Source organism: Bradyrhizobium sp. WCU1, from assembly GCF_053474805.1.
Window position 1 is genome coordinate 249,908 of sequence record NZ_CM130280.1, and the last position, 22,885, is coordinate 272,792.

Annotated in this window: 21 protein-coding genes; 7 read left to right on the top strand and 14 right to left on the bottom strand. The window is 63.9% G+C overall.

Features of this window, described 5'->3' with window-relative positions:
• Nucleotides 1–3: 3 nt before the first annotated feature.
• Genes ACTUWL_RS01290 through ACTUWL_RS01300 form a run of 3 tightly spaced genes read right to left on the bottom strand, consistent with a single transcriptional unit; the run spans nucleotide 4 to nucleotide 3,982 of the window.
• Complete coding sequence (locus ACTUWL_RS01290; protein WP_021080132.1) at nucleotides 4–2,241, bottom strand: acyl-CoA dehydrogenase; 2,238 nt, start codon at nucleotides 2,239–2,241, stop codon at nucleotides 4–6.
• 9 nt (nucleotides 2,242–2,250) lie between these two features.
• Complete coding sequence (locus tag ACTUWL_RS01295) at nucleotides 2,251–3,060, bottom strand: enoyl-CoA hydratase/isomerase family protein (RefSeq protein WP_021080133.1); 810 nt, start codon at nucleotides 3,058–3,060, stop codon at nucleotides 2,251–2,253.
• A 55-nt stretch (nucleotides 3,061–3,115) separates the two neighbouring features.
• A complete protein-coding gene (locus tag ACTUWL_RS01300) occupies nucleotides 3,116–3,982 on the bottom strand; it encodes a FadR/GntR family transcriptional regulator (RefSeq protein WP_021080134.1) in 867 nt (288 codons plus the stop codon).
• Between the two features lie 81 nt (nucleotides 3,983–4,063).
• Here ACTUWL_RS01300 and ACTUWL_RS01305 point away from each other — a divergent pair, with 81 nt between their 5' ends.
• The 3 genes from ACTUWL_RS01305 to ACTUWL_RS01315 are packed head-to-tail and all read left to right on the top strand — an operon-like array spanning nucleotide 4,064 to nucleotide 7,163.
• Nucleotides 4,064–5,203 (top strand): acyl-CoA dehydrogenase family protein, encoded by a 1,140-nt coding sequence (locus ACTUWL_RS01305; RefSeq protein WP_021080135.1) that lies wholly within the window; start codon nucleotides 4,064–4,066, stop codon nucleotides 5,201–5,203.
• A gap of 52 nt (nucleotides 5,204–5,255) precedes the next feature.
• Nucleotides 5,256–6,455, top strand: a complete 1,200-nt coding sequence (locus ACTUWL_RS01310; RefSeq protein WP_291734272.1) for an ABC transporter substrate-binding protein — start codon at nucleotides 5,256–5,258, stop codon at nucleotides 6,453–6,455.
• A gap of 54 nt (nucleotides 6,456–6,509) precedes the next feature.
• Nucleotides 6,510–7,163: a hypothetical protein gene (locus tag ACTUWL_RS01315; protein WP_021080137.1), complete on the top strand. Its 654-nt coding sequence runs from the start codon at nucleotides 6,510–6,512 to the stop codon at nucleotides 7,161–7,163.
• Nucleotides 7,164–7,921: 758 nt separating this feature from the next.
• Here the strand turns inward: ACTUWL_RS01315 and ACTUWL_RS01320 are convergent.
• Entirely contained in the window at nucleotides 7,922–8,578 is a 657-nt protein-coding gene (locus tag ACTUWL_RS01320) for a glutathione S-transferase (protein ID WP_021081391.1), read from the bottom strand.
• A 114-nt stretch (nucleotides 8,579–8,692) separates the two neighbouring features.
• Between ACTUWL_RS01320 and ACTUWL_RS01325 the strand changes: the two genes are divergently transcribed.
• A complete protein-coding gene (locus ACTUWL_RS01325) occupies nucleotides 8,693–9,256 on the top strand; it encodes a TetR/AcrR family transcriptional regulator (protein ID WP_035652937.1) in 564 nt (187 codons plus the stop codon).
• Between the two features lie 97 nt (nucleotides 9,257–9,353).
• On the opposite strand, the gene ACTUWL_RS01330 is transcribed toward ACTUWL_RS01325, so the two are convergent.
• The 3 genes from ACTUWL_RS01330 to guaA form a co-directional block, all read right to left on the bottom strand.
• On the bottom strand, nucleotides 9,354–10,175 hold the full coding sequence (locus ACTUWL_RS01330) for a hypothetical protein (RefSeq protein ID WP_199196570.1): 822 nt from the start codon (nucleotides 10,173–10,175) through the stop codon (nucleotides 9,354–9,356).
• A complete protein-coding gene (locus ACTUWL_RS01335; RefSeq protein ID WP_021081388.1) occupies nucleotides 10,108–11,760 on the bottom strand; it encodes an RNA-directed DNA polymerase in 1,653 nt (550 codons plus the stop codon). Before ACTUWL_RS01335 ends, ACTUWL_RS01330 begins: the two co-directional genes overlap by 68 nt.
• Nucleotides 11,761–11,821: 61 nt before the next feature.
• Entirely contained in the window at nucleotides 11,822–13,420 is a 1,599-nt protein-coding gene (gene guaA, locus ACTUWL_RS01340; RefSeq protein WP_035652955.1) for a glutamine-hydrolyzing GMP synthase, read from the bottom strand.
• Nucleotides 13,421–13,558: 138 nt separating this feature from the next.
• On the opposite strand from guaA, the gene ACTUWL_RS01345 reads away from it, so the two are divergent.
• Nucleotides 13,559–13,930 (top strand): nuclear transport factor 2 family protein, encoded by a 372-nt coding sequence (locus ACTUWL_RS01345; protein ID WP_021081386.1) that lies wholly within the window; start codon nucleotides 13,559–13,561, stop codon nucleotides 13,928–13,930.
• 136 nt (nucleotides 13,931–14,066) lie between these two features.
• Here ACTUWL_RS01345 and ACTUWL_RS01350 read toward each other — a convergent pair whose 3' ends face one another.
• Nucleotides 14,067–14,519 carry a winged helix-turn-helix transcriptional regulator gene (locus ACTUWL_RS01350; protein ID WP_021081385.1) on the bottom strand — a complete coding sequence of 151 codons (453 nt, stop codon included), beginning with the start codon at nucleotides 14,517–14,519 and terminating at the stop codon, nucleotides 14,067–14,069.
• 161 nt (nucleotides 14,520–14,680) lie between these two features.
• On the opposite strand from ACTUWL_RS01350, the gene ACTUWL_RS01355 reads away from it, so the two are divergent.
• Nucleotides 14,681–15,883, top strand: coding sequence for an MFS transporter (locus ACTUWL_RS01355; RefSeq protein WP_035652952.1), 1,203 nt, complete (start codon nucleotides 14,681–14,683; stop codon nucleotides 15,881–15,883).
• 109 nt (nucleotides 15,884–15,992) lie between these two features.
• On the opposite strand, the gene ACTUWL_RS01360 is transcribed toward ACTUWL_RS01355, so the two are convergent.
• Both ACTUWL_RS01360 and ACTUWL_RS01365 read right to left on the bottom strand, forming a co-directional pair.
• Entirely contained in the window at nucleotides 15,993–17,291 is a 1,299-nt protein-coding gene (locus tag ACTUWL_RS01360) for an RsmB/NOP family class I SAM-dependent RNA methyltransferase (protein WP_021081383.1), read from the bottom strand.
• A gap of 22 nt (nucleotides 17,292–17,313) precedes the next feature.
• Complete coding sequence (locus ACTUWL_RS01365; RefSeq protein ID WP_021081382.1) at nucleotides 17,314–17,736, bottom strand: MAPEG family protein; 423 nt, start codon at nucleotides 17,734–17,736, stop codon at nucleotides 17,314–17,316.
• Nucleotides 17,737–18,216: 480 nt separating this feature from the next.
• On the opposite strand from ACTUWL_RS01365, the gene ACTUWL_RS01370 reads away from it, so the two are divergent.
• Nucleotides 18,217–19,056 carry a metallophosphoesterase family protein gene (locus ACTUWL_RS01370; protein ID WP_021081381.1) on the top strand — a complete coding sequence of 280 codons (840 nt, stop codon included), beginning with the start codon at nucleotides 18,217–18,219 and terminating at the stop codon, nucleotides 19,054–19,056.
• A 9-nt stretch (nucleotides 19,057–19,065) separates the two neighbouring features.
• Here the strand turns inward: ACTUWL_RS01370 and ACTUWL_RS01375 are convergent, their stop codons facing one another.
• From ACTUWL_RS01375 to ACTUWL_RS01390, 4 genes are all read right to left on the bottom strand, one after another.
• Nucleotides 19,066–19,320: a hypothetical protein gene (locus tag ACTUWL_RS01375; protein WP_021081380.1), complete on the bottom strand. Its 255-nt coding sequence runs from the start codon at nucleotides 19,318–19,320 to the stop codon at nucleotides 19,066–19,068.
• Between the two features lie 142 nt (nucleotides 19,321–19,462).
• On the bottom strand, nucleotides 19,463–20,485 hold the full coding sequence (locus ACTUWL_RS01380; RefSeq protein WP_021081379.1) for an NADP-dependent oxidoreductase: 1,023 nt from the start codon (nucleotides 20,483–20,485) through the stop codon (nucleotides 19,463–19,465).
• A 293-nt stretch (nucleotides 20,486–20,778) separates the two neighbouring features.
• A complete protein-coding gene (gene guaB / locus ACTUWL_RS01385) occupies nucleotides 20,779–22,269 on the bottom strand; it encodes an IMP dehydrogenase (RefSeq protein WP_035652949.1) in 1,491 nt (496 codons plus the stop codon).
• Between the two features lie 181 nt (nucleotides 22,270–22,450).
• Complete coding sequence (locus ACTUWL_RS01390) at nucleotides 22,451–22,702, bottom strand: hypothetical protein (RefSeq protein ID WP_021081377.1); 252 nt, start codon at nucleotides 22,700–22,702, stop codon at nucleotides 22,451–22,453.
• Between the last annotated feature and the right edge of the window lie 183 nt (nucleotides 22,703–22,885).

A 22,885-nucleotide genomic window follows, 5' to 3' on the forward strand; every position in this document is an offset into this window, starting at 1 on the left:
CTCCTATCTCGGCAGCCCGAGCGCGCGTTGCGCGATCAGGCTGCGCTGGATTTCGTTGGTCCCGATGCTGATGACCCACATCAGCGAATGCCGCAGGTTCTGCTCAAAGCGGCCGTTGTCGATCGCGCCCGGCATCTGCTCGGACAGCGCGGCGCGCATGCCGAGGATATCGAGCGCAGCCTCGCCGAAGCGTTCCATCAGTTCGCCTGAGAACACCTTGCTGATCGCGCCATATTCCGGCGGAGTCACGCCACCGGCGGCAAGCTCGGCGCAATGCATCATCAAGAGACGGCCGATCTCGATCTCCGAGGCCAGCGTCGCCATCCTGTCGCGGACGATCGGTTCGCCGGCCAGCGACTGATCGCCTTCCCCCGCCATTACATGCGCGCGCAATTGCTCGAAGGCGTGCGCAACCTTCAGGACGATGCCGCCACCGACCAAGCCGCGCTCGAACGCGAGCGCGCCGGTCAGCACCTTCCAGCCGTCATTGACCTCGCCGACCAGGTTCTCGGCGGGAATGCGGACATTGTCGTAGAAGATGTTGGCGAAGGTGCCGTCGTACATCGTGGCAGACGGCCGGATCGTGATGCCCGGCGCATCCATCGGCACGATGAACATGCTGATGCCGGCGTGCGGCGGCTTGGCGTCCTTGTCGGTCCGCGCCGCGAGGAACATGTATTTCCCCCACCAGGTGGTGGTCCAGATCTTCTGGCCGTTGATCAGCCAGTGATCGCCATCCCTCACAGCGCTGGTGCGCAACGCCGCAAGGTCGGACCCCGCCTGCGGCTCGCTGTAACCCATGCCGTGCATGGCCTCGCCGCGCAAAATCGCCGGAAGGTACTGCTGCTGTTGTTCCGGCGTGCCGAACATCATCAGCGCATTGGCCTGGATCGCGGCGCCGATCCGCGGCGCCTCGGCCTGCTCCATCGTCTCCATGAACGCGATCTGCTCGAGGGGGGAGCGTGCCTGGCCGCCGAACCGTTCCGGCCAGCCGAGGCCGATCCACCCGGTCTCGCCGATATCGCGGGCGAAGCCGGCATCGAATTCGCGCTTGGTGAACGGCTTCTGATCAAACGCATCCTTCCGTTGTCCCGACCAGTTCTCCGCGAGCCAGCGCCGGACCTGCTCACGATACGCGTTTCCGGCAGTCCCGAGGTCGTATTGCGGCAGCCCAGCGCCGCCCGCATCCAGGAGGCGAGCGGCCAACCTGCGCTTCGCATCGGACGCACCACCAAGTGCGATCGTATCGAGGTGCACGCGCTTGAAATGGATTGGCGCTTCGTGCTCCTCGGCATAGCCGATCGCCCCGAACGTGTGCTGCGTCTCGAGCGCGACCTGCCGCAGCGCACTGCCGGAGAACGCCGACGCGCAATCGGCAAAATATCGCCAGTCGGCATCGCCGCCATCATGCAATCTGGCGGTGTGATCGAGGATCAGCCTGACGCCTTCGAGCGCGATCAGGCAATTTGCCAGCTTGTGCTGGATCGCCTGGAACTTGCCGATCGGCTGCCCGAACTGGTGTCGCTCCCTGGCGTAGTCGACGGCCAGCTCGAACGCGCGCCGCGCAGCACCGTAAGCGCGCGCGGTCAACATCGCCTTGCCCTTGATGCGGAGCTCGTCGAGGTCGACGCCGCCTCCGGCAATCCGTGTGAGCGGCGCCGCGTTCAGCCGGATCTCGTAGAGCCCCCACGCCCCCATCGCACGGGTCGCAACGCATTCGACACCGGGACGGCCGAGCTCGATCAGCGCAAGATGAGCCCGATCCAGCGCGACCAGGAGGTGCGTGGCACTTCCCGCCGCCTCGACGCAGCGGAGCACGCCCGTTGCCGCGTTGATCGCGACCTCGATCGAGCCGGTGCCGCGATCGGGATCCAGCGCACCGAACGAGAAGGCAACAATCGCCTTCCCGGAATGCAGCCGCGCCAGCAGATCGGTCACGACGTCGCTCTGCGATCCGGAAATCGCAAGGTTGGCCAGCGCCGCCGACCACATCGGCGCCGGACATCCGGCCCGGCCAAGCTCGGCCATGACGACGAGGATTTCGGCAAGGCCGCCTTCATCCCCCTGCGCCCCGAGGGCGGCTACGCCCTGCCCGACCAGCTTGCGCCAGATCGCCGATATCTCGTCCGGCGAAGACGACGCCATCGCGCCACGCGGACGCCAATGCTCATCGAGGAATCCACGCAAGGAATCCCGCAGCATCGCCGTGACGTCATCGTCCGGCTGTTCGGTCGCCGTCATCACGCCGGCCTAGCCCTGGCCGAACCTGGGCTTGCGCTTTTCCTTGAACGACATCGTCGCTTCCTTGTGGTCGGCCGTCTCGAACGTCACCTGCTCCAGCGCCATCGAGGCTTCCAGCAGCATGTTGACGCGCTCCTTGACGATCTGGTTGATCGACAGCTTGGTCCAGCGAATGGCCCAGGTCGGACCGTTGGCGAGCTCGATCGCGATCGCACGGGCCTTGGCCAGCACCTCCGCGCGCGGCGCGACATGATTGACCAGCCCGATCCGCTCCGCCTCGTTGCCCTTCAGGAGCGTGCCGCGGATCAGGAATTCCTTGGCCTTGTTGATGCCGATCAGAAGCGGCCAGATCACGGTGCCGCCGTCGCCTGCGACCAGGCCGACGCGGGAGACGTGGGTGTCGCCGATCCGCGCGTCCTCGGCCATCACGGTGATGTCGCAGAGCAGCGCATGCGTGGCCGCCAGGCCGATGGCGTCGCCGTTGATCGCCGCGATGATCGGCTTGTCGAGCTCGAGCTGGCGCGTGACGCCGCGCCGGCTGATCATCGGATCATGGACCTCGCCCTCTTCGAGCACGTCGCCGCCGGGCCGCTCCGACATCGCCTTCACGTCGCCGCCGACGCTGAAGAAGTCACCGGCGCCGGTCAGCACCACGACATTGACGGCGTGATCGTCGGCGAGGTCGTCCCAGATCGTGCGCAGTTCGCGGATCAGTTTCTGGTTGATGGCATTGCGCGCCTGCGGCCGGTTCAAGGTCACGGTCGCCACCTTGTCGGCGACCTCGACCGTCAGGCATTCATACTTGGCGTAGTTGGACACGTTTACCTCCATTGTTATTGCTGCTTGGATTTTGTGATATCTTTGGGCGCCCGGGCTATCGAAGCATCCCCGGCTGCACGTCCGCCAATGCGACGTGGAGCGACATCGCTCCCGGGTCCTGCTCCAGCATCCGCTGCACGGATTCCAGGTGCGACCGCAGCAGCCGGCTCGCCAGCGCCACGTTTCGTTCGCTCAGCGCCGCCAGGAACTGACGCCGCTTCTCCGCCAGTCGCGCCATCGCGACACCGCTGGAGGCGACCTTGGCATAGACGAAGCGCATGTGGATCTCAGTGACCGAGTCGACGATCATCGCGATCACCTTGTTGCCGGTCGACGCCGCCAGCAGCTTGTAGAATTCCCGCGAGCACTCGACCCGATCGAGCAGCCTGCCTTCTTTGGTGGCGAGCTCGGTCCGCTCGATATTGGCTTCCAGCGCATCGAGGTCGGCCCGGCGCGCGTTCGCGCAGGCGAGCTGCACCACGAGGTCGAGCACATGGACCCGCGCCTCCGACAATTCCCGCACGGAAATCGTCCCGAGGCTCAGCATGTCCCGCATCACCTCGTTCATGCGGCGGGTGTCGCCCTGCTGGATGAAGGCGCCGCCCTTGACGCCCTTCTGCAGCTTCAGAACGCCGGCCATTTCGAGGCTGCGCAGCGCCTCGCGCAGGACGTTGCGGCTGACGCCGAGCTGCTGCGCCAGCTCGCGCTCGGCCGGCAGCTTGTCGCCGGGCTTCAGCACGCCGAGCGCCAGCTGCTCGCGGATGCGCTCGCAGATCTCCTCGAACGTCCGCCTGGTGTGGATCGGCTTGAAAGTCGGCGCGGCCGACGCTCCGGCGGCACGGAGATCGGAGGTTCGCTCCCGCCGGTTCGGCGAGGCGGCACGGGAGCGCTGCGGCGCGCGAGGGCTTGACTTGGTGCTCATGCGGTGAATTATTAAATGGATCACCCATTCAATGGAAGCCCCTTTCTTGGCTTCCGGCAAAGAAAACGACGGGGAGCCCGTATGAGTTTTTCCGAGGAGCAGGTCGCGTTCCGCGACAACGTGCGCAGGATGGTCGCCAGGCACGTAGCGCCGATCGCCGCCGAGATCGACGAGACCGACCGCTTTCCGCTGGAGCTGGTCAAGCTGTTCGGCGAGATGGGATTGATGCAGCTCTGGGTGCCGGAGCGTTACGACGGCCCGAACGGCAATCTGACCATGGCCTGCATTGCGCGCGAGGAGATCTCGAAGGTCTCGCCGGCCTGCGCCTCGATCGCGGCGCTCAACACCATGTTCATCATGCCGCTGCTGCATTTCGGCTCGGAGGAGCAGCGCCGGAGATACCTGCCGATCATCGCCAAGGGCGGCGTGGTCACGGCGATCGCGATCTCCGAGCCGCAGGCCGGCTCCGACGTCGCCGCGCTCAACACCCGCGCCCGCAGGGACGGCGACAGCTACATCCTCAACGGCCGCAAGCAATGGTGCAGCTACGGTGTCGTCGCCGACTACATCGTGGTGATGGCGCGGACCAGTGACGGCGCCGGCGCCGACGGCATCAGCGCCTTCATCGTCGAGCCGAAGACAATGCCTGGCATCACGTTCGGTCGCCACGAGCGCAAGATGGGCTTTCGCGGCGCCCCCAATACCCCGATCTTCTTCGACAATGTCAGGGTCCCGGCCGAAAATCTCGTCGGCGAGGAAGGCAAGGGTTTTCGCGCATCGATGCGCGCGCTCGACCTCAACCGGCCGACCATCGGCGCCCAGTCGGTCGGCCTCGCGCAGGGTGCGCTCGATGCCTGCATCGCCTACGCCAAGGAGCGCAAGCAGTTCAAGCAGCCGATCGCCGAATTCCAGGGCGTGCAGTTCATGCTCGCCGACATGGCAATGCAGATCGAGGCGGCGCGCGCGCTGGTCTACGAATGCGCCCGCGCCGGCGATGCCGGCGACTGGAAGCGGCTCAACGTGCTTGCCAGCATGGCGAAATGCGTCGGCAGCGACATGGCAATGAAGGTCACGACCGACGCGGTCCAGATCTTCGGCGGCTACGGCTACACCATGGACTATCCGGTCGAGCGCATGATGCGCGACGCCAAGCTGACCCAGATTTTCGAGGGCACCAACCAGATCCAGCGCGTGGTGATCGCCCGCGAGTTGCTGCGCTGACGCAGATTCCAATAAGAAACGAATTAAGGGGAGAACGACCTTGAACCACCTCATCGACCGGGCGTTTGCGGCTATTGCGCTGTCGGCCCTGCTGGCGGCGCCTGCCTACGCCCAGAAGGCCTATGGTCCCGGCGCCAGCGATACCGAGATCAAGCTCGGCCAGTCGACGCCGCTCAGCGGCCCGGCCTCCGCCTTCGGCGCCGGCGCCGGGCGCGCCGTGGTCGGCTATTTCGAGATGCTGAACGCGAAGGGCGGCATCAACGGCCGCAAGATCAACTTCACCCAGCTCGACAATGCCTACAGCGCGCCGAAGGCCGTCGAGCAGTCACGCAAGTTGATCGAGGACGTCGGCGTCCTGGCCGAGGTTGGCACGATCGGCACCGCGCCGAACGTCGCGATCCAGAAATACCTCAACGGCAAGCAGGTGCCGCAGCTGTTCATTACGGCCGGTGGACGGCGTTTCAACGATCCCAAAACCTTCCCGTGGACGATCCCGCTCTATCCGGACTTCGAGACCGAGGGCCGCGTCGTCGCCAAGTACATCCTGACCGCAAAGCCCGACGCCAGAATCGGCGTGCTGTATCAGAATGACGACTACGGCAAGGACTATCTCAGGGGCCTCCGCGCCGGCCTCGGTCCAAAGGCCGAGCTGATCGTCGCCCAGGCCTCCTACGAACTCGCCGACCCGACGATCGACTCGCAGATCGTTCAGCTCAAGGCCGCCGGCGTCGACACGCTGATCGAGCAGTCGTCGTCGAAGGCAGCCGCGCAATCGATCCGCAAGGTCTACGAGCTCGGCTGGAAGCCCTTGCACGTGATCGGCGGCTCGACGGCATCGGTCGAAACCATCCTGAAGCCCGCCGGCCTCGAAGCGTCGAAGGGCCTCGTCACCACGCAATTCCTCAAGCAGCCGGGCGACCCGGCCTGGGCCAATGACGACGAGGTCAAGGCCTACAAGGATTTCCTGAAGACCTACGCACCTTCGGCCAATCCGGACGATTACTCCGTGCTCGTTGCCTACATGAATGTTCACGCCGTCGAGATGGCGTTGCGCAAATGCGGCGACGACCTGACCCGCGAAAACCTCATCAAGCAGGCCACCTCGATGAAAGGCGAGCGTTTGCCGATGATGCTCCCGGGCGTCGCGATCAGCACCAGGTCGGAAGACTACACGCCATTCAGGACCCTGCGGATCGCGACGTTTGACGGAGCAAGCTGGAACCTGACTGGCGAGCCTCTCTCTGCTGATTAGACCAGATTACGAGAGCCATCGCGGAATTCGCGGCCGACCATTTCAGAGCACTCCGTGCCTCGCCCCAATGTCTACCTCACCCTCGAGGACGCGCGAAGCTTTGCCACCAGAAGCCTCGGCCTGCAGGTCGGCGAGCAGGCCAAGCAAGTGCTCTATCTGCGTTCCGACGATCGGGCGCACACGCTCTGCTATTTCGAGGGCGATCCGCAGGACCAAGCCGTCGCCTTCGAAGTCGAAGATGCGGACAAGCTCAACGTCGCCGGCGCAACGCTAGATGCGCTCGGCCATGCCGTCCATGCCGGCAGGCCCGACGAATGCGCGCTCCGCAAGGTCAAGGCTTTCATCGCGTTCAAGGATCCGACGGGCAATTCCGTCGGAGTGGACGAAATCGAGGACGAGGAAACCCATCGACCGCGGCAGTTCGGCTTTGAGCCATCCAGCCTTTGCATGTGGGGGCGCAAAATCAGCACGTCCGCGCTAGCTCGTCCGGCGGCGGGCGGAGCGCTTCGTAGCGCGGGTTGGCGCCAGCGTAGCCCGCCACTGCACCCTCCGCACCGGCCACAGCCATTCACATTTCAAACAGCGCAAGCATTCGCGATCTCGCGACATGATCGGTCCGAGCTTTGTGCATCGTTCCGCCCTCCTCTCACAGAGGGCGCAGGGAAAGCCGGGTGCCGATCGCACCCATGGGCCCCGTGCAAAAGGTAGAAAGCACGGGGGTAGGACCACAGGTGTAACCGGAAACAACCCGGCTTTCCCTGCGCGATGGGCTACGGCTTACTTCGTGCTCTCCCCGGCGAGACTTGGCTTGCTTGTCACCGTCTTCGCCACGCGCGACCTGCGCAATGTGAAGAGACACCTGCCATGAGGGCGTCAGGACCACACGACTTCGCCGTCCGCCTCACGCGCACTCGTCAGTCGCGCATTCAGCGTCCACCGCATCTCGACCCGCGTTCGTGACGATCGCGATCCGCCCCTCGTGTCGGGTGAGACGCGCATATTGAACAGCTGAGTTGGGTGCGGCGTCAAGTTAAATTCCGAAAATCGGAAGCAACGATTTTGTGACCGAAGGGGCTGGTCCCCCGCCGTCATTCCGGGGCTCGCGAAGCGAGAGCCCGGAATCCATTGATCCACGAGTTATGCGGCCCGATGGATTCCGGGCTCTCGCCTTCGGCGAGCCCGGAATGACGGGGGAAGAGAGAGGCGCGTCGAATAGGCACATGACACGCGAATGCTCGGACATCGCCGCGCCGTTCCGGAGCTGCGTCCGCTAGTCGAACCCCACGTGTGCTGTGAACGCGTGCGACGACGCCAATCGGTCGGGGTATAGCCGGTGAGCCGTTTGAATGTGATCGTTCGCGCGACCCGTTGGCTCATCCGGGCCAGGCTTGGGATGCTTGCCGATCCGCCCTCGCGCAGGCCTCGCAAGAGCGGACGTGTGCAGTCTCCGCTCAGCCAGATGCCATTCAACCAGATGCCATGTCCGGTTCGGACATCGTGATCCGGTTCTCGACGCTGGGACGCTCCTGCATCATCGCGTACCACGCCGAAAGAGCCTCGCACTCCTCAGGCACCGGCACCTTCAGGAGTCCGGCGAAGATCAGGCCGCCGATGACGGTGATATCGGCCATCGTGAACGCCTCGCCCGCGACGAACGGCTGGCTTTGCAGAATGCCGTCGAAGTAGCGCATCCCCCTGAGCGCCTTGTCGCGCTGACGGAAGCCCCATTCGGGGTTCTGATAGATCTCGACATGCGGCCCAAGGCCCGGCGTGGCGTGGTGGAAATAGACGCTGATGGGGTCGAGCAGCTCCAGTTCGGCGCGCTTGCTCATCATGTGGATCACGCCCTTTTCGCGCGGCGTCCTGCCGGTCAGCGTCGGCGCGCCATCGAGCGCATCAAGGTACTCGGTAATGGCAGAGCATTCGCCGATGAAGGTCCCGTCGTCGAGTTCGAGCACCGGCAGCGTGCCCGAGTAGTTCTTGGCGAGGAATTCCGGCTTCTTGTGCTCGCCCTTGTAGAGATCGACCAGGACGAACTGCACCTGCGACCGCAGGTTCTTCTCGGCCAGGGCGATGCGAACGCGGGCCGGATATGGGCCGGTCGGCCAATCGTAGATCTTCATCATAAACTCCAGTTTGTCTACCTGCCACTTGGTAGGTTCGATATGAGTACTTCACATCCGGCCGGTCAAGCCCTACCTGTCACTTGGTAGATAACGAAGCAGTGAGAGGACGACGTGGGTTCAAGCGCTCGGGAGGCCATCTTGGCGGCAGCAAAGCGAACTGCGCAGGCGCGCGGCTATGGCGGCTTGAATTTCCGCGATCTCGCCGCCGAGGTCGGGATCAAGGCCGCCAGCATCTATCACCATTTCCCGAGCAAGGCCGATCTCGGCGCAGCCGTCGCGCGGCGCTACTGGGAGGACACCGCCGCCCAACTCGAGGCGATGCTGGCGGAAACCGCGGATCCGGTCCGCTGCCTGCGCCGATATCCCGAGGTGTTTCGCAAGGCGCTCGAGAACGACAATCGCATGTGCTTGTGCAGCTTCATGTCCGCGGAGGTCGACGACCTGCCGGACGCGGTGAAGCAGGAGGTCCAGACCTTTGCCGACGTCAACGTGGCGTGGCTGAGCAAGCTGCTGGTGGCGGCGCGCCTCGTCAGTGCAAGAAAGAGCGAACAGCGCGCCCGCGCCATCTTCGCTGCCGTCGCCGGCGCGCAGCTGATGGCCAGAAGCCGCTCCGATATTTCGCTCTACGACTCCTTGATCGACAACTATCGCGCCGCCGGGCTGCTGCCGGCGTAGCTAGCCGTGTAGCTCGCATGAGCGCAGCGATATGCGGGAGACCACGACGCGAGTGAAAGAGCCCCGGATATCGCTACGCTCATCCGGGCTACGCTTGTTAGCCTGGCCCGTCAGCATGCCCGCGAGGCGTAAGGGGGACACGGGTTCCCAACATGGTCGAAAACAATTCTACTAGTTCGACTTTTGATTTTCCCGCTCCGACGATTGGAATAAGACCATTAAATGAGAACCGAACCACTCGATTCAGACGAGGATTCACCAAGACCCCGTCCGCCCATTCCGTGGCACCAGTCTCAAGCGCCGCACAATAGCTGAGAAGCCAGTACATTAGGATCTGGCGGTAGTCGGAAGATATGAAGTGCTTGTTCGTGCACTTCACCTCAATTAGCGCTCTTCCAATGGAAAAGTCACCCACACTAGAGGCCACCCATTGAAAACCCGGAATACGCGGGCCACGCACAAGAGCCTCGGTGCCACTTGAAGCTCGAAGTTGCCGAAAGGCCGCAATCAAATTCCTCGCCACATGGAGCGACACCTCCTTGTCGACACTGGTCAGCGATTGCGGAAGCTTGGCGTCAAAATGTGCTTTCTGGCGCGCCACCGCTGTACCTAGGCACAAATCCCAATCGACCGCCGACCCTCCTTCGATCAGTTGCTCGGCAGCTGCGACAGCTGTTTCAAATAGCATAGCCCGTTGGACACTTGTGGCTTCTACCAACTCTTGAGAAACGGGTTCGCATCCGTCGATAGGAATAGCCCCGCGATTGAAACTGGCGACTACCCCTTGCGCGAGCTGCGGGAACAGAGCGTCGAAAACACCCGAGATGTCGCGAGCAATTGTCCTGGGATCTCTAATTGGCAGGCGCATGGTGATCGCCTTCCGCCCAATTGCTATAAAGCACAGCAAACGTTTGCTCACGGTCACTACCGCGCTCGAATCCCAGCCTCCAACCGTTAAGGACACTTTTCTTCACTTGGCTACGGAATTTAGATCCCTCGTCGCCAAACTGGGCTGCAGCGAACCAAAGCATCCGCTGCTCCTCGGTACTTAACGAGTTCCACCGGTTTCGTTCCCTTGTGAAGATCGTTCTCTCCTTCCAAAGGCGCCAGCAATCGAGACACCCGCGCTTCACCGTCTCTGACTTCGTGGAGTCGTGCATCTTGAGGACGAACGCTGCACGCTCGTCCGTCCGTCGAAAGCGCAGTGCCCGCAAATAATGAAGGCAACTAACTTCCGCACTCAACAAGTGTGGCGAGTGTGTAGGAACTGAGTCCAGAAGGCGATCAACCGCGCCATGAATCTCGACAAAACGAGAATCGGCGCAGATCGATGCGACACCTCTCATTATGGTGGCCCACGAGGCCCGAAATGAGTGAAGATTACCCGGAGAGAGCAGTGTCCTGCAGAGATGGAACGCTGCACTCGGCTCGTGTAACGTTAGAGTTCTTCCGATTTGAGTGACCAGAAATGTGTCTGGCTGCGCTTTATGGAGCTCGTTGTCCAGCAGCGCCCGAACATCCAACCCCTCGACGATCTCCCTCAGTTCGTCGTAATCGGAATCTCGCGTATCGGAGTAAGGATCAAACTTTAGATCAATCTCAGCCAGCCTGTTCGCTTGATCGTCGGAGGTTCCGAGCTGCGTCTCAACGTAATCGACATAGTGCTTCGCCGTCAAAATAATGGTTTTGGTTCTATTGAGAGTGAGGCCATAGTCTGCAAGAGCGTGCGACAGGATAGAAAGTGCACGATAGGCCTCCGATTGATTGGCCGTAATCAGCACAAAATCGTCAACGTATCGCCGCCAAGCTATTCCTTCGACGGTAAGGGTACTGTCTATCGATGTCAGCAGAAGTTCAGCGAGTACTCGCGAGCATTGCCCGCCGACAGGTAAGCCAAAGGATCGGCCAGCTGCAAACTTGCTCAGAAACCTGTCAATCTGAACTGCCAGGTTGGATGACGGGCCGAACAGGTCATCGATCAAGTTCTCAAGCCTATGATGCGAAACATGCTCATAGAAGCTCGATATGTCGGTTTGGACGACTACGGCCCCACTCGATGCTTCTGGGCATTCGTCGATGGTTGCTTGTCGAAATGCACGCCACGATGAATCGCGATTGAACAAGGAGTCGCCGGAGGGAACGAACCTATAGGAATGCACGCGGCTGCTACGTTTGGGCTCCAAGGCCTCAGCAATGGCAATTCCCAGGCCATTAAAATAGACGTTCCAAAAGGGATGAATCTTAGTAGTAATCCGAAAGCCTGCCGAACCAGTCGGCACCAGCAACCGTTCTGAGAAGACCGGCAATTCTTCGATAAGGCGCTTGGCCGTTTTCTTGTCTACTTTGGCTACCCGGTTGCTCCACTCGAACGCCAGGTTGGCCAAATCTTCCGGACACTGGGCGATGAACCAATTGTCTACATCGAACGGAAGAGTATCGTTGTCGCCATGCGCAGATATATCAGCGACGGCCCGCCGAAAATGATCAAGCTTTACTTCACTCATGCGAGAGCAACCGGCCCACAGCTAATTCAAGGTATCTTTCGGCTTTTCGTTCTTCGTAACTTCACTCCCACTCAATCGTCCCCGGCGGCTTCGACGTCACGTCGTACACCACCCGGTTCACGCCCTTCACCTCGTTGATGATGCGCGTCGCGGTCTCGGCCAGAAACTTCATGTCGAACTGGTAGAAGTCGGCGGTCATGCCGTCGGTCGAGGTGACGGCGCGCAGGCCGACGACGTATTCGTAGGTGCGGCCGTCGCCCATGACGCCGACGGTCTTGACCGGCAGCAGCACGGCGAAGGCCTGCCAGATCGCGTCATAGAGGCCGTGCTTGCGGATCTGGTCGATATAGACGGCGTCGGCGTTGCGCAGGATGTCGAGCTTCTCTCTGGTGATGTCGCCGGGACAGCGGATGGCGAGGCCAGGACCGGGGAACGGGTGGCGGCCGACGAAGACTTCGGGCAGGCCGAGCTCGCGGCCGAGCACGCGCACCTCGTCCTTGAACAATTCGCGCAAGGGCTCGACCAGCTTCATGTTCATGCGATCAGGAAGGCCGCCGACATTGTGGTGCGACTTGATGGTCACCGAGGGGCCACCGGTGAAGGAGACGCTCTCGATCACATCAGGATAGAGCGTGCCCTGCGCCAGGAACGCGGCACCGCCAATCTTCTTGGCTTCCGCCTCGAACACGTCGATGAACAGGCGCCCGATGGTCTTGCGCTTCACCTCGGGGTCGGTGACCCCTGCGAGCTCGCCGAGAAACTCTTTCGACGCGTCCACATGGACCAGCGGGATGTTGTAGTGGTTGCGGAACAGGTCGACGACGGTCTTGGCCTCGTCGAGACGCAGCAGGCCGTGATCGACGAACACGCAGGTGAGCTGATCACCGATCGCCTCGTGGATCAGGACCGCCGCGACCGCGGAATCGACGCCGCCGGACAGGCCGCAGATCACCTTGCCGGTGCCCACCTGGGCGCGGATCTTCTCGATCGCTTCCTCGCGGAAGGCGCGCATGGTCCAGTCGCCGGAGAGCCCCGCGACCTTGCGGACGAAGTTGCGCAGGAGTTTTGCGCCGTCGGGCGTGTGCACCACCTCGGGGTGGAACATCAGGCCGTAATACTTCCGCTTCTCGTCCTGGATGATCGCGAACGGCGCGTTCGGCGAGGTGCCGGCGACGGAAAAGCCGGGCGGCATTTTGGTGATGCGGTCGCCATGGCTCATCCACACCTGGTGCTTCTCGCCGTGGTTCCAGATGCCGTCGAACAGCTGGCTGTCGGTCTTCACCTCGACATCGGCGCGGCCGAATTCGCGGTGATGCCCGCCCTCGACCTCGCCGCCGAGCTGGGCCGCCAAGGTCATCTGGCCGTAGCAGATGCCGAGCACGGGAACGCCGGATTCGAAGATCAACTGCGGGGCGCGCGGCGAGCCGGTCTCGTGAACGGACTCGGGGCCGCCGGAGAGGATCACCGCCTTCGGCTTCATCTCGTTGAAGGCGGCCTCCGCCTTCTGGAACGGCACGATCTCGGAATAGACGCCCATCTCGCGGACGCGGCGGGCGATCAGTTGCGTCACCTGACTGCCGAAATCGACAATCAGAATCTTGTCATGCGCCGAGGCCACGGAGGGCGCCGACGATTCACGGTCTGTGTGCTGGGCTGTCATGGCAAGCAGATACGCGACGGCGCCCGCCCCCGCAACCGCGGCCAGCGTTGCGCCCACATTCTTCTTTGGGCATGGACAAATCGATATAGGTCAGTATTATTGACCTAATTTGACCATAAGCAATCAAGGAGGAAACCGATGCCCGATTTTCACGACCCGTCCCGCCTCTTGGCCCTCGGCCACGACTGGATCGCCGCCTGGAACGCGCGGGACCTCGAGCGCGTGCTGGCGATGTATTCCGATGATACCGAGATGACTTCGGACCGGATTCCGGCGTTCGGCTTCGGCGCCTCAGGCACCGTGCGCGGCAAGGCGGAGCTGCGGGCCTATTGGAGCGCAGCGCTGGCGAAACTGCCCGAGCTGCATTTCGAGCTGATCGATCTCTATGTCTCGCCCGACAGCGTCGTGGTGTTCTACCAGAACGAACGCGGCAACAAGATCTGCGAGTATCTGCGGCTCGATGATCAGGGCAAGATCAGGCAGGGTTCGGCGAACCATCTGGTGCATTAGGCCGGTCTCACCACCGTCATTGCGAGCCACCCGGTCGGCGCGCAGCGCCGCCGGATGACAGGCTCCGCGTAGCGATCCATCTATCCGCATATGCGGAGCGATGGATTGCTTCGTCGCTGCGCTCCGGCGCCGGCACTCACCGCCTGCGCCCTGCAACCTTCCTCACCTTCGTATCCGCCCAGCCCAGCGGTTTGCCGCTCTTCGACGGCAGCACCAGTTGCCCGACCGCCTGCCCGGCCTGGTCCAGCAGCACCGAATGCGGCTCACCGCGCGCATAGAGATGCGCCTCGCCCCATTGCCGCAGACCCACCACGACCGGGAACAGGTCGTGGCCCCGCTTCGTCAGCGCGTATTCCTGATAGGCGCTGCCGTCGGACGCTGCGACCTGCTCGAGCACGCCCAGTTCGACCAGCGTGCGCAGCCGCGTCGTCAGCATGCCCTTGGCGATGCCGAGATTCTTCTGGAAGTCGCCGAACCGGCGCAGGCCGTCGAACGCGTCGCGCACGATCAACAGCGACCACCAGTCGCCGATCGCGTCCAGTGCGCGCGCCACCGGGCAGTCCGCCTTGGCGAATCCGGTCCGCTTCATCGCGTCCTTCCTCCTCGATCACGATTCCGAACTGGTCTCAAAATAGGACTAGACAGCGCGCGACGCAACTGGTCTCATTATGAGACCAGATTGGAATGTGGAGCGGATGTGCAATGATCACCCAGGATGCAACGACGGCCGGACCGGGAACGTCCGGCGATATGGCCAAAACCCGACTTTCCCCCGCGATCGTGCTGCTGTTCGCCATCGCCTGCGGTCTGAGCGTAGCCAACATCTATTCCGCGCAGCCGCTGCTCGACACCATGGCGCGGGATCTCGGCATCACGCCGGCCGCGATCGGCATCGTGGTGACGCTGACCCAGATCGGCCTCGCCTTCGGACTGATGCTGATCGTCCCGCTCGGCGACCTCTGGGACCGACGCAAGCTGATCGTCGGCCAGATCGCTCTGTCGGCGGTCGCGCTCGTCGTCGTCGGCACCGCGCCGAACGCCGTCGTGCTGTTCGGCGGGATGGCGCTGGTCGGGCTGCTCGCCGTCGTCATCCAGGTGATCGTGGCGTTCGCCGCGACGCTGGCCGCGCCGGCCGAGCGCGGACAGACCATCGGCACCATCCAGAGCGGCGTCGTCTCCGGGATCCTGCTCGCCCGCTTCGCCTCGGGCACGCTGGCCGATCTCGGCGGCTGGCGCATGGTCTACCTGATCTCGGCGGCGCTGATGCTGGTGATGGCGGCGCTGCTCGCGCGTGCCCTGCCCCGGCATGCGCCGCAGCCGCTGGCCGGCTCGTCTTACACCAAGCTGTTGCGCTCGACCGCCGCGCTGTTCGCCGAGGAACCGGTGCTGCGCGAACGCGCGGTGTTCGCGCTGCTGGCATTCGCGAGCTTCAGCGCGTTCTGGAGCTCGATCGTGCTGCCGCTGGCGGCACCGCCGCTGTCGCTCTCGCACACTACGATCGGGATGCTAGGGATCGCCGGCCTCGCCGGCGCGCTGGCGGCGCGCAATTCCGGCCGTCTCGCCGATCGCGGCTGGGGCCAGCGCACCACCGGACTATCGCTGCTGCTGATGCTCGCCGGCTGGGCGCCGATCGCCTGCCTCAACACGTCGCTATGGCTGGTGCTGGTCGGCGTGGTCATGATCGACTTCGCGGTGCAGGCGATCCATGTCACCAACCAGAGCCTGATCGTCGCTACCCGTCCTGAGGCGTCGAGCCGCCTGATCGGCGTCTACATGATGTTCTATTCGATCGGCAGCGGGCTCGGCGCGATCGCCTCCACCATCGTCTATGCGGCCGCGGGCTGGCTCGGCGTCTGCGTGCTGGGTGCTGCGATCAGCGCGGTTGCGCTGCTGTACTGGGTGATCGTGGTGAGCAGGACGCCGGCGCCTGTGGGTGCGTGCTCCGAAGCGTAGGGTGGGTTATCCGTCATTGCGAGCGGGGCGAAGCAATCCATCGCACCGCATGTGCGGAGGCATGGATTGCTTCCTCGCTACGCTCCTCGCAATGACGGCGGAGAGAGCCTTACGCCTTCTTCAGCACCGCGACGAAGAACCCGTCCGTGCCGGTGCGGCGCGGGGTCATCAGCAGGCCTTCGGCCGACAGCAACGCGGCCTCGGTGAATACCTCGGCCTTGTCCCACAGCACCGATGCGGTCTGCTCCGGCGGCTGGACCGAAAACTCCGGATGCCGCGCGATGAACGCCTTGACCTGTTCGCCGTTCTCCTCCGCCAGCACCGAGCAGGTGATGTAGGCGATGCGGCCGCCGGCCTTCACCAGCGGCACCGCGCGCTCGAGCACCTCGGCCTGGTCCTTCAGCCGCACCTCGAGAGCGCCGGGGCGCATCCGCCATTTGGCGTCGGGATTGCGACGCCAGGTGCCGGTGCCGGTGCACGGCGCGTCGATCAACACGAGGTCGGCGGACGCCTTGATGTCGGACAGCACCTCCTCCTCTCCGCGCGGCGTGCGGACGTCGCAATTGTGCACGCCGGCGCGCGACAGCCGCTCATGGATCGGCGCGAGCTGGCGCTTGTCGCTGTCGGTCGCGATCAGCCGGCCCTTGCCCTGCATCTGAGCTGCGATCGCCAGCGTCTTGCCGCCGGCGCCGGCGCAGAGATCGATCACCTGCTCGCCGGGCTTGGCCGCCGCGAACAGCGCGGCGAGCTGCGAGCCCTCGTCCTGCACCTCGATGGCGCCCTTGATGAAATCCTCCTCGGCATGGATGCCGGGATTGCGCGCATCGGCGCCGAGCTCGATGCGCAGGCCGAGCGGCGACCACGGCGTTTCCCTGGCGCCGAGATGCGACAGCCGCGGCAGCACCTTCTCGCGCTTGCCCTTAAGGGTGTTGACGCGCAGATCGAGTGGCGCGCGGCTGGCCATCGCGGTCGCCTCCGCTACGCGGTCGTCGCCGAACACCTTTGCCAGATGCGGATCAAGCCAGTCCGGATAATCGCCCGCGACATGGGCCGGCGCGTCGCTGAGGGTACGCGAGGCCAATGCGGCCTCTTCAGTCGGGGTCAGCGGATCCGGCGCAAAGCGGCCGCCGTCGCACAGCGCCGAGATCGTCGGGACATCCATGCCGCGTTCGAGCTTGAGCATGCCGAGCACGCGCGCGCGGGCGCTGTCGTCCTGCATCAGCCAGGCCGCGGAGGCTTGCCGGCGCAGCACGTCCCAGATCAGGCCGGAGATCGCGGCGCGATCGCCGGAGCCGGCATAACGGTGCGCGGTGCCCCATTCCTTCAGCGCTTTCGCCGCGGGAATGCGCTGTGCGTCGATGGTGGCGATCAATTCGATCGCGGCGGAAAGCCGGGCAGCGGGAGTCATCGTTCTCTTTCGGTTGGGCGCATCAGATCAGCAGCAGGAGCTTGAGCGCGAAATACAGCCACATCGCCGCCAGCACCAGCACGCCGGCGAACCAGGCGAGCGAGCGCGGCCGCACGTCGTTGGAGGTGACGAACACGCCGGCATGGGCAAACCGCGTCACCACGAACACCCAGGACATCAGCACGATGAACAGATCGGCACGGCGCAGCGGCAACGCAATGGCGATCAGGACATAGAACAGCACCGGCAGCTCGAACTGGTTGGCAAAGCAGTTGGCAAACTGGGTGGCGCGGGCCGGCCAGTTCGGCTCGCGCAGCGCGATGTCCCGCATCTTGGTCTCGCCGCTCGCCAGCGTCCGCGTGCGCAGCGTCGCCATCCCGAACAGCAGCGCGAAGGTCAGCCCAATCTGGATGAAGACCGGCAATAGAACCATTTGAACCGACACCAAAATCTCCCTCAGCCGCGGGCGCCCGGCCGCCCTCTTAGCCGCCGCGCGCGCCCCTGACAATGAAGCGTACGCGGTAACCCGTTGAACCATGATCCGAGCCCGGATGGCCAACTCCCGGGACCAATGGCGGTTTCAGTTCCTCTGCGATGACGCGATGCGCATCATCCCCCGATCCCGGACGGTAGGGCGCTGGCGGCGGCGACGCTCGGCGATCTCCTCACCTCGGCGCTGAAGGCGATCGACCCCGGCATCGGCTGGTTCGATGATTCGGCGGATGGCAGGCTCGGCATGGTTCCGCCTGCCCTGCCAACGCCCTCGATCATGCAGCTCGCGATCTAGCGGCAACGCCAACGCTTCAAACCAGACTCTTCAAACAAGACATCAAACAACACATCAAACAGAGCAGCGAATAACACGACGAAATCGTCATCGTTCCGACTTCGCGCCGACCTATGCTCCGGCCAAAAGGAGCGATGCATGTCCCAGTTTCGCCTGACCCAGATCTCCGACACCCACCTCGCGAGCCGCTTCAAGCCGCTCGTCGACAACTTTCATCGCGTCAGCGAGCATATCGATGCGACGCGGCCCGATCTCGTGCTCAACTCCGGCGACGTCTCGTTCGACGGGCCGACCAGCCGCGACGACATGACGTTCGCCAGGGAGCTGCACAACGCGCTGCCGGTCGATTGCCTCTATCTGCCCGGCAATCACGACATCGGCGACAATCCGACCGCGGTCGGCCCCACGCCTGCGCAGTTGCCGACCGAGGAGACGCGCCGCGCCTTCAACTCGGTGCTCGGCGAAGACCGCTGGCATTTCGACGCCGCCGGCTGGTGCTTCATCGGCCTCAATTCGCTGATCATGAACACCGGGCTCGACAGCGAGGCCGAGCAATTCGACTGGCTCGCGGGCGCGCTCGACAAGGCTGTCGGCCGGCCGGTCGCGCTGTTCGTGCACAAGCCGCTGTATCTCGACGTCCCCAACGATGCCGAGCGCGTCGAGACCGCGATCCGCTTCGTGCCGCAGCCGGCGCGCCGCCGCCTGATCGAGATGTTCGGCAAGGTCGACTGGCGCCTGGTCGGCAGCGGCCATGTGCACCAGCGCCGCGACTACACGTTCGAGCATGTCAGGCACGTCTGGGCGCCCTCGGCCGGCTTCATCATTTCAGATGCGCGGCAGGAAGTAATCGGCATCAAGGAAGTCGGTCTCGTCGAGTACCGCTTCCAGCCCGATGGCTTCGAGGTGCGCCACGTCAGGGCCAAGGGCCAGGTCGATGTCGACCTGGATACGCTGTTCGGCAAGCAGCCGGCTGCCTGAGCTGCGTGGCTATCGCGCGGCGTCGTGCAGGTCCCGCTTGATGACGGTGAGCAACGCCTGAAGCGATTCCTTGTTTGGCTGCGGCGCAGCCGGCGCGGTCCGCGCGCGACGCATGTATGGCGTGGGGCGCGCCGGCTCGGCGGCCGGCTCCTCCTCGACGAATTTTCCATGCAACACGTCGTCGCGGCGGCCCATGACGAACATCGTCGCCCAATAGCCGACGGCGAGGACGATGACCCCGAAAACAATCGCTTCAAAAACCATGGCTACACCTGAAATATAGCCATATTGAATCAACTGCTCCGGGTCTCCGTCAAGCAAATGGGGGCCGAAAGGCCCCCAAAAGCTCGCCAATGTGGCGTTTTTGATACTTTGTTGCGCGGAATGAGAGCTGAGGGGCCCTTGCTCAGGCCTTATCGGGCCCGACCCGCACAAGCTGCTTGCCGAAATTGGCGCCCTTGAGCAGGCCGATGAAGGCCTCCGGCGCGCTGTCCAGCCCCTCAGTCACGAACTCCTTGTACTTGACCTTGCCCTCGCGGACCCATTGCGACATGTCGCGTAGGAAGTCGCCATGCATGGCGGCGAAGTCGCTGACGATGAAGCCGCGGAAGGTCAGCCGCTTGGTCAGGATGTTGCGCATCATCGCGCCGGCCCATTTCGGCGCGTGCGCCTCGGTGTCGTTGTAATGCGCGATCAGGCCGCAGACCGGGATGCGCGCGAACGCATTCAGCAGCGGAAACACCGCGTCGAACACTGCACCGCCGACATTCTCGAAATAGACGTCGATGCCCTTCGGGCAGGCTTCCTTCAGCTTGGCGGCGAGATTGGGATCGCGATGGTCGAGGCACTCGTCGAAGCCGAGCTCGTTCTTGACGTAGGCGCACTTGTCCTTGCCGCCGGCGATGCCGATCGCGCGCGCGCCTTTGATCTTCGCGATCTGGCCGACCGCCGATCCGACCGCACCGGAGGCACCAGCAACCACCACCGTCTCGCCCGGCTGCGGCTTGCCGATCTCGAGCAGGCCCGTATAGGCGGTCATGCCGGGCATGCCGAGCACGCCGACCGCGGTCGAAATCGGCGCGATCTTCGAATCGATCTTGGCGAGCCCCTTGCCGTCGGACAGCACATGGGTCTGCCAGCCCGCGCGCGACAGCACGATATCGCCCTTGGCGAAGGCGGGATTGTTGGACGCGATCACCTCGCTCACAGTGCCGCCTTCCATCACCCCGCCGACCGGCACCGGCGCGGCATAGGACGGACCGTCGGCCATGCGGCCGCGCATATAGGGATCCAGCGACAGCCAGATGGTGCGCAGCAGAACCTCACCCGCGCCCGGCGTCGGCGGCGTGTAGTCCTCGAGCCTGAAATTGGCCGGCGTGGGCTCGCCATGCGGACGCGAGGCCAGAACGATGCGCTTTCCTTGGGACATGATTTTCCTCTTGAGGTGATTGGTTCGTGGCGCACACGTAGGCATGCAATCCGCCTCCCCGCAAGGGAGACGGATTTTGTTCTTTCGCGTCGAACTGTTTGAAATGTTGTTTGAAATGACGGGCGTCATGCCGAAAACGGTGGCGCCGACTCTCAAGTCGTCATTCCCCGATGCGCAATTGCGCATCTGAGGGCGTGCGAAGCACGAGCCCGGAATCCATTCATCCACCAACGGTGCCGCCCGATGGATTCCGGGCGCTCGCTTCGCGAGCCCCGGAATGACGACGGTGGTTTCTAAACCCCGCCCGGATAGTTCGGGGCTTCGCGGGTGATGGTGACATCGTGGACGTGGCTCTCGCGCAGGCCGGCGCCGGTGATGCGGACGAACTCGGCCTTGTCGTGGAAGTCCTTGATGTCCTTGGCGCCGACATAGCCCATCGCCGCGCGGAGGCCGCCGGCGAGCTGGTGCATCACGTTGCCGACCGGCCCCTTGTAGGGCACCTGGCCCTCGATGCCTTCGGGCACGAGCTTCAGCGTGTCCTTGATGTCCTGCTGGAAGTAGCGGTCGGCCGAGCCGCGCGCCATCGCGCCGACCGAGCCCATGCCGCGATAGGCCTTGTAGGAGCGGCCCTGCCAAAGGAAGACTTCGCCGGGCGTCTCGTCGGTGCCGGCGAGCAGCGAGCCGACCATCGCGATGTCGGCGCCGGCGGCGAGCGCCTTGGCGAGGTCGCCGGAATATTTGATGCCGCCGTCGGCGATCACGGGGACGTCAGCCTTCTTCGCCGCCGCCACCGCATCCATGATCGCGGTGAGCTGCGGCACGCCGACGCCGGCGACGATGCGCGTGGTGCAGATCGAGCCCGGCCCGATGCCGACCTTGATGCAGTCGGCGCCGGCATCGATCAGGGCCTGCGCACCGCCTTCGGTGGCCACATTGCCGGCGACGACCTGCACGGCGTTGGAGAGCCGCTTGATGCGGTTGACGGCGTTGAGCACATGGCGCGAGTGACCATGCGCGGTGTCGACCACGACAACATCGACCCCGGCATCGATCAGGCGCTCGGTGCGCTCATAGCCGGTCTCGCCGACCGTAGTGGCGGCGGCGACGCGCAGCCGGCCCTGTGCGTCCTTGCAGGCCAGCGGATGGGCGACCGCCTTCTCGATGTCTTTCACGGTGATCAGGCCGACGCAGCGATACTGGTCGTCGACGACCAGAAGCTTCTCGATGCGATGCTGGTGCAGCATCCGCTTGGCCTCGTCCTGGCCGACGCCCTCGCGCACGGTCACGAGGTTCTCGTGCGTCATCAGCTCCGAGACCTTCTGGCGGGGATCGCTGGCGAACCGCACGTCCCGGTTGGTCAGAATGCCCACCAGCTTGCCCGGCACGTTCTTGGCGCTACCTGTGACCACCGGAATGCCGGAGATGCCGTTCTCCTTCATCAGCGCCAGCGCATCGGCAAGCGTGGCGTCGGGGCCGATGGTCAGCGGATTGACCACCATGCCGGATTCGAACTTCTTGACCTGCCGCACCTGGGCGGCCTGCCCGTCCGGATCGAAGTTGCGGTGGATGACGCCGAGGCCGCCTGCCTGCGCCATGGCGATCGCCATGCGCGCTTCGGTGACGGTGTCCATTGCGGACGCCATGATCGGGATGTTGAGCGAGATCGCGCGGGTGACTCGCGAGCGGATATCGACTTCCGAGGGAAGGACGTCGGACAGACCGGGCTTCAGAAGCACATCGTCGAACGTGAAGGCTTCTCGGATAGCCGGAAATCCCGTGGCCATTGCCAACTCCTTATCTGCGGCCGCGGCCGCAATGGTCTTACGGATGAACGCCGCCTGCGGCGACGCTTGCTGCGTCACCGTCGAATCGGTGCCCATCGGTGGGGTTGACGCTGGTCGATAGCATGGCGGCATGACGAATCAAAGTGTTTGCCAGCCATGCACAGGCTTTTTAGGAACCTGGTCAGGGGACCCTGTAACCCGGCGGCGGCCCGTGGCGGCGGATCGCCTCGACCATCTCGCGGTGGCGCCGGTCTTCCCGCTTCATGTGGACCGCGATCACCGCATGGGCCGACGGGACCAGCAGCAAGACGTGGAAAAACAGTCCGAAAATCGCGCAAAACACGATCAGAACCAGGTTGAAGATGGCCGAAAACGGCTGTCCGTTCAGGAGCAGCCCGATCGGCGGCAGCAGAGCGGCGAGGACGTAGATCACGGCAAACCTTCCAGAGCGTTTTCGAGCGAAGTGGTTACCGGTTCGCGTGACGAAAACGCGTCAAAATATGAATCCAGAGCACCGTTCAGACCCTGTCGGAACGGTGCTCGAGCGCTGGCGGATGCATACCAGCGTCACGCAGGATTTAGGTGGTTTACCGGGTTCCGCAATAGCGTGGCCGGA

Bases quoted from the DNA above. Each gene is read 5' to 3' on its own strand.
- ACTUWL_RS01290 (WP_021080132.1), bottom strand. From the start codon at position 2,241: ATGACGGCGACCGAACAGCCGGACGATGACGTCACGGCGATGCTGCGG.
- ACTUWL_RS01300 (WP_021080134.1), bottom strand. From the start codon at position 3,982: ATGAGCACCAAGTCAAGCCCTCGCGCGCCGCAGCGCTCCCGTGCCGCC.
- ACTUWL_RS01305 (WP_021080135.1), top strand. From the start codon at position 4,064: ATGAGTTTTTCCGAGGAGCAGGTCGCGTTCCGCGACAACGTGCGCAGG.
- ACTUWL_RS01320 (WP_021081391.1), bottom strand. From the start codon at position 8,578: ATGAAGATCTACGATTGGCCGACCGGCCCATATCCGGCCCGCGTTCGC.
- ACTUWL_RS01335 (WP_021081388.1), bottom strand. From the start codon at position 11,760: ATGAGTGAAGTAAAGCTTGATCATTTTCGGCGGGCCGTCGCTGATATA.
- guaA (WP_035652955.1), bottom strand. From the start codon at position 13,420: ATGACAGCCCAGCACACAGACCGTGAATCGTCGGCGCCCTCCGTGGCC.
- ACTUWL_RS01345 (WP_021081386.1), top strand. From the start codon at position 13,559: ATGCCCGATTTTCACGACCCGTCCCGCCTCTTGGCCCTCGGCCACGAC.
- ACTUWL_RS01350 (WP_021081385.1), bottom strand. From the start codon at position 14,519: ATGAAGCGGACCGGATTCGCCAAGGCGGACTGCCCGGTGGCGCGCGCA.
- ACTUWL_RS01355 (WP_035652952.1), top strand. From the start codon at position 14,681: ATGGCCAAAACCCGACTTTCCCCCGCGATCGTGCTGCTGTTCGCCATC.
- ACTUWL_RS01360 (WP_021081383.1), bottom strand. From the start codon at position 17,291: ATGACTCCCGCTGCCCGGCTTTCCGCCGCGATCGAATTGATCGCCACC.
- ACTUWL_RS01370 (WP_021081381.1), top strand. From the start codon at position 18,217: ATGTCCCAGTTTCGCCTGACCCAGATCTCCGACACCCACCTCGCGAGC.
- ACTUWL_RS01375 (WP_021081380.1), bottom strand. From the start codon at position 19,320: ATGGTTTTTGAAGCGATTGTTTTCGGGGTCATCGTCCTCGCCGTCGGC.
- ACTUWL_RS01380 (WP_021081379.1), bottom strand. From the start codon at position 20,485: ATGTCCCAAGGAAAGCGCATCGTTCTGGCCTCGCGTCCGCATGGCGAG.
- guaB (WP_035652949.1), bottom strand. From the start codon at position 22,269: ATGGCCACGGGATTTCCGGCTATCCGAGAAGCCTTCACGTTCGACGAT.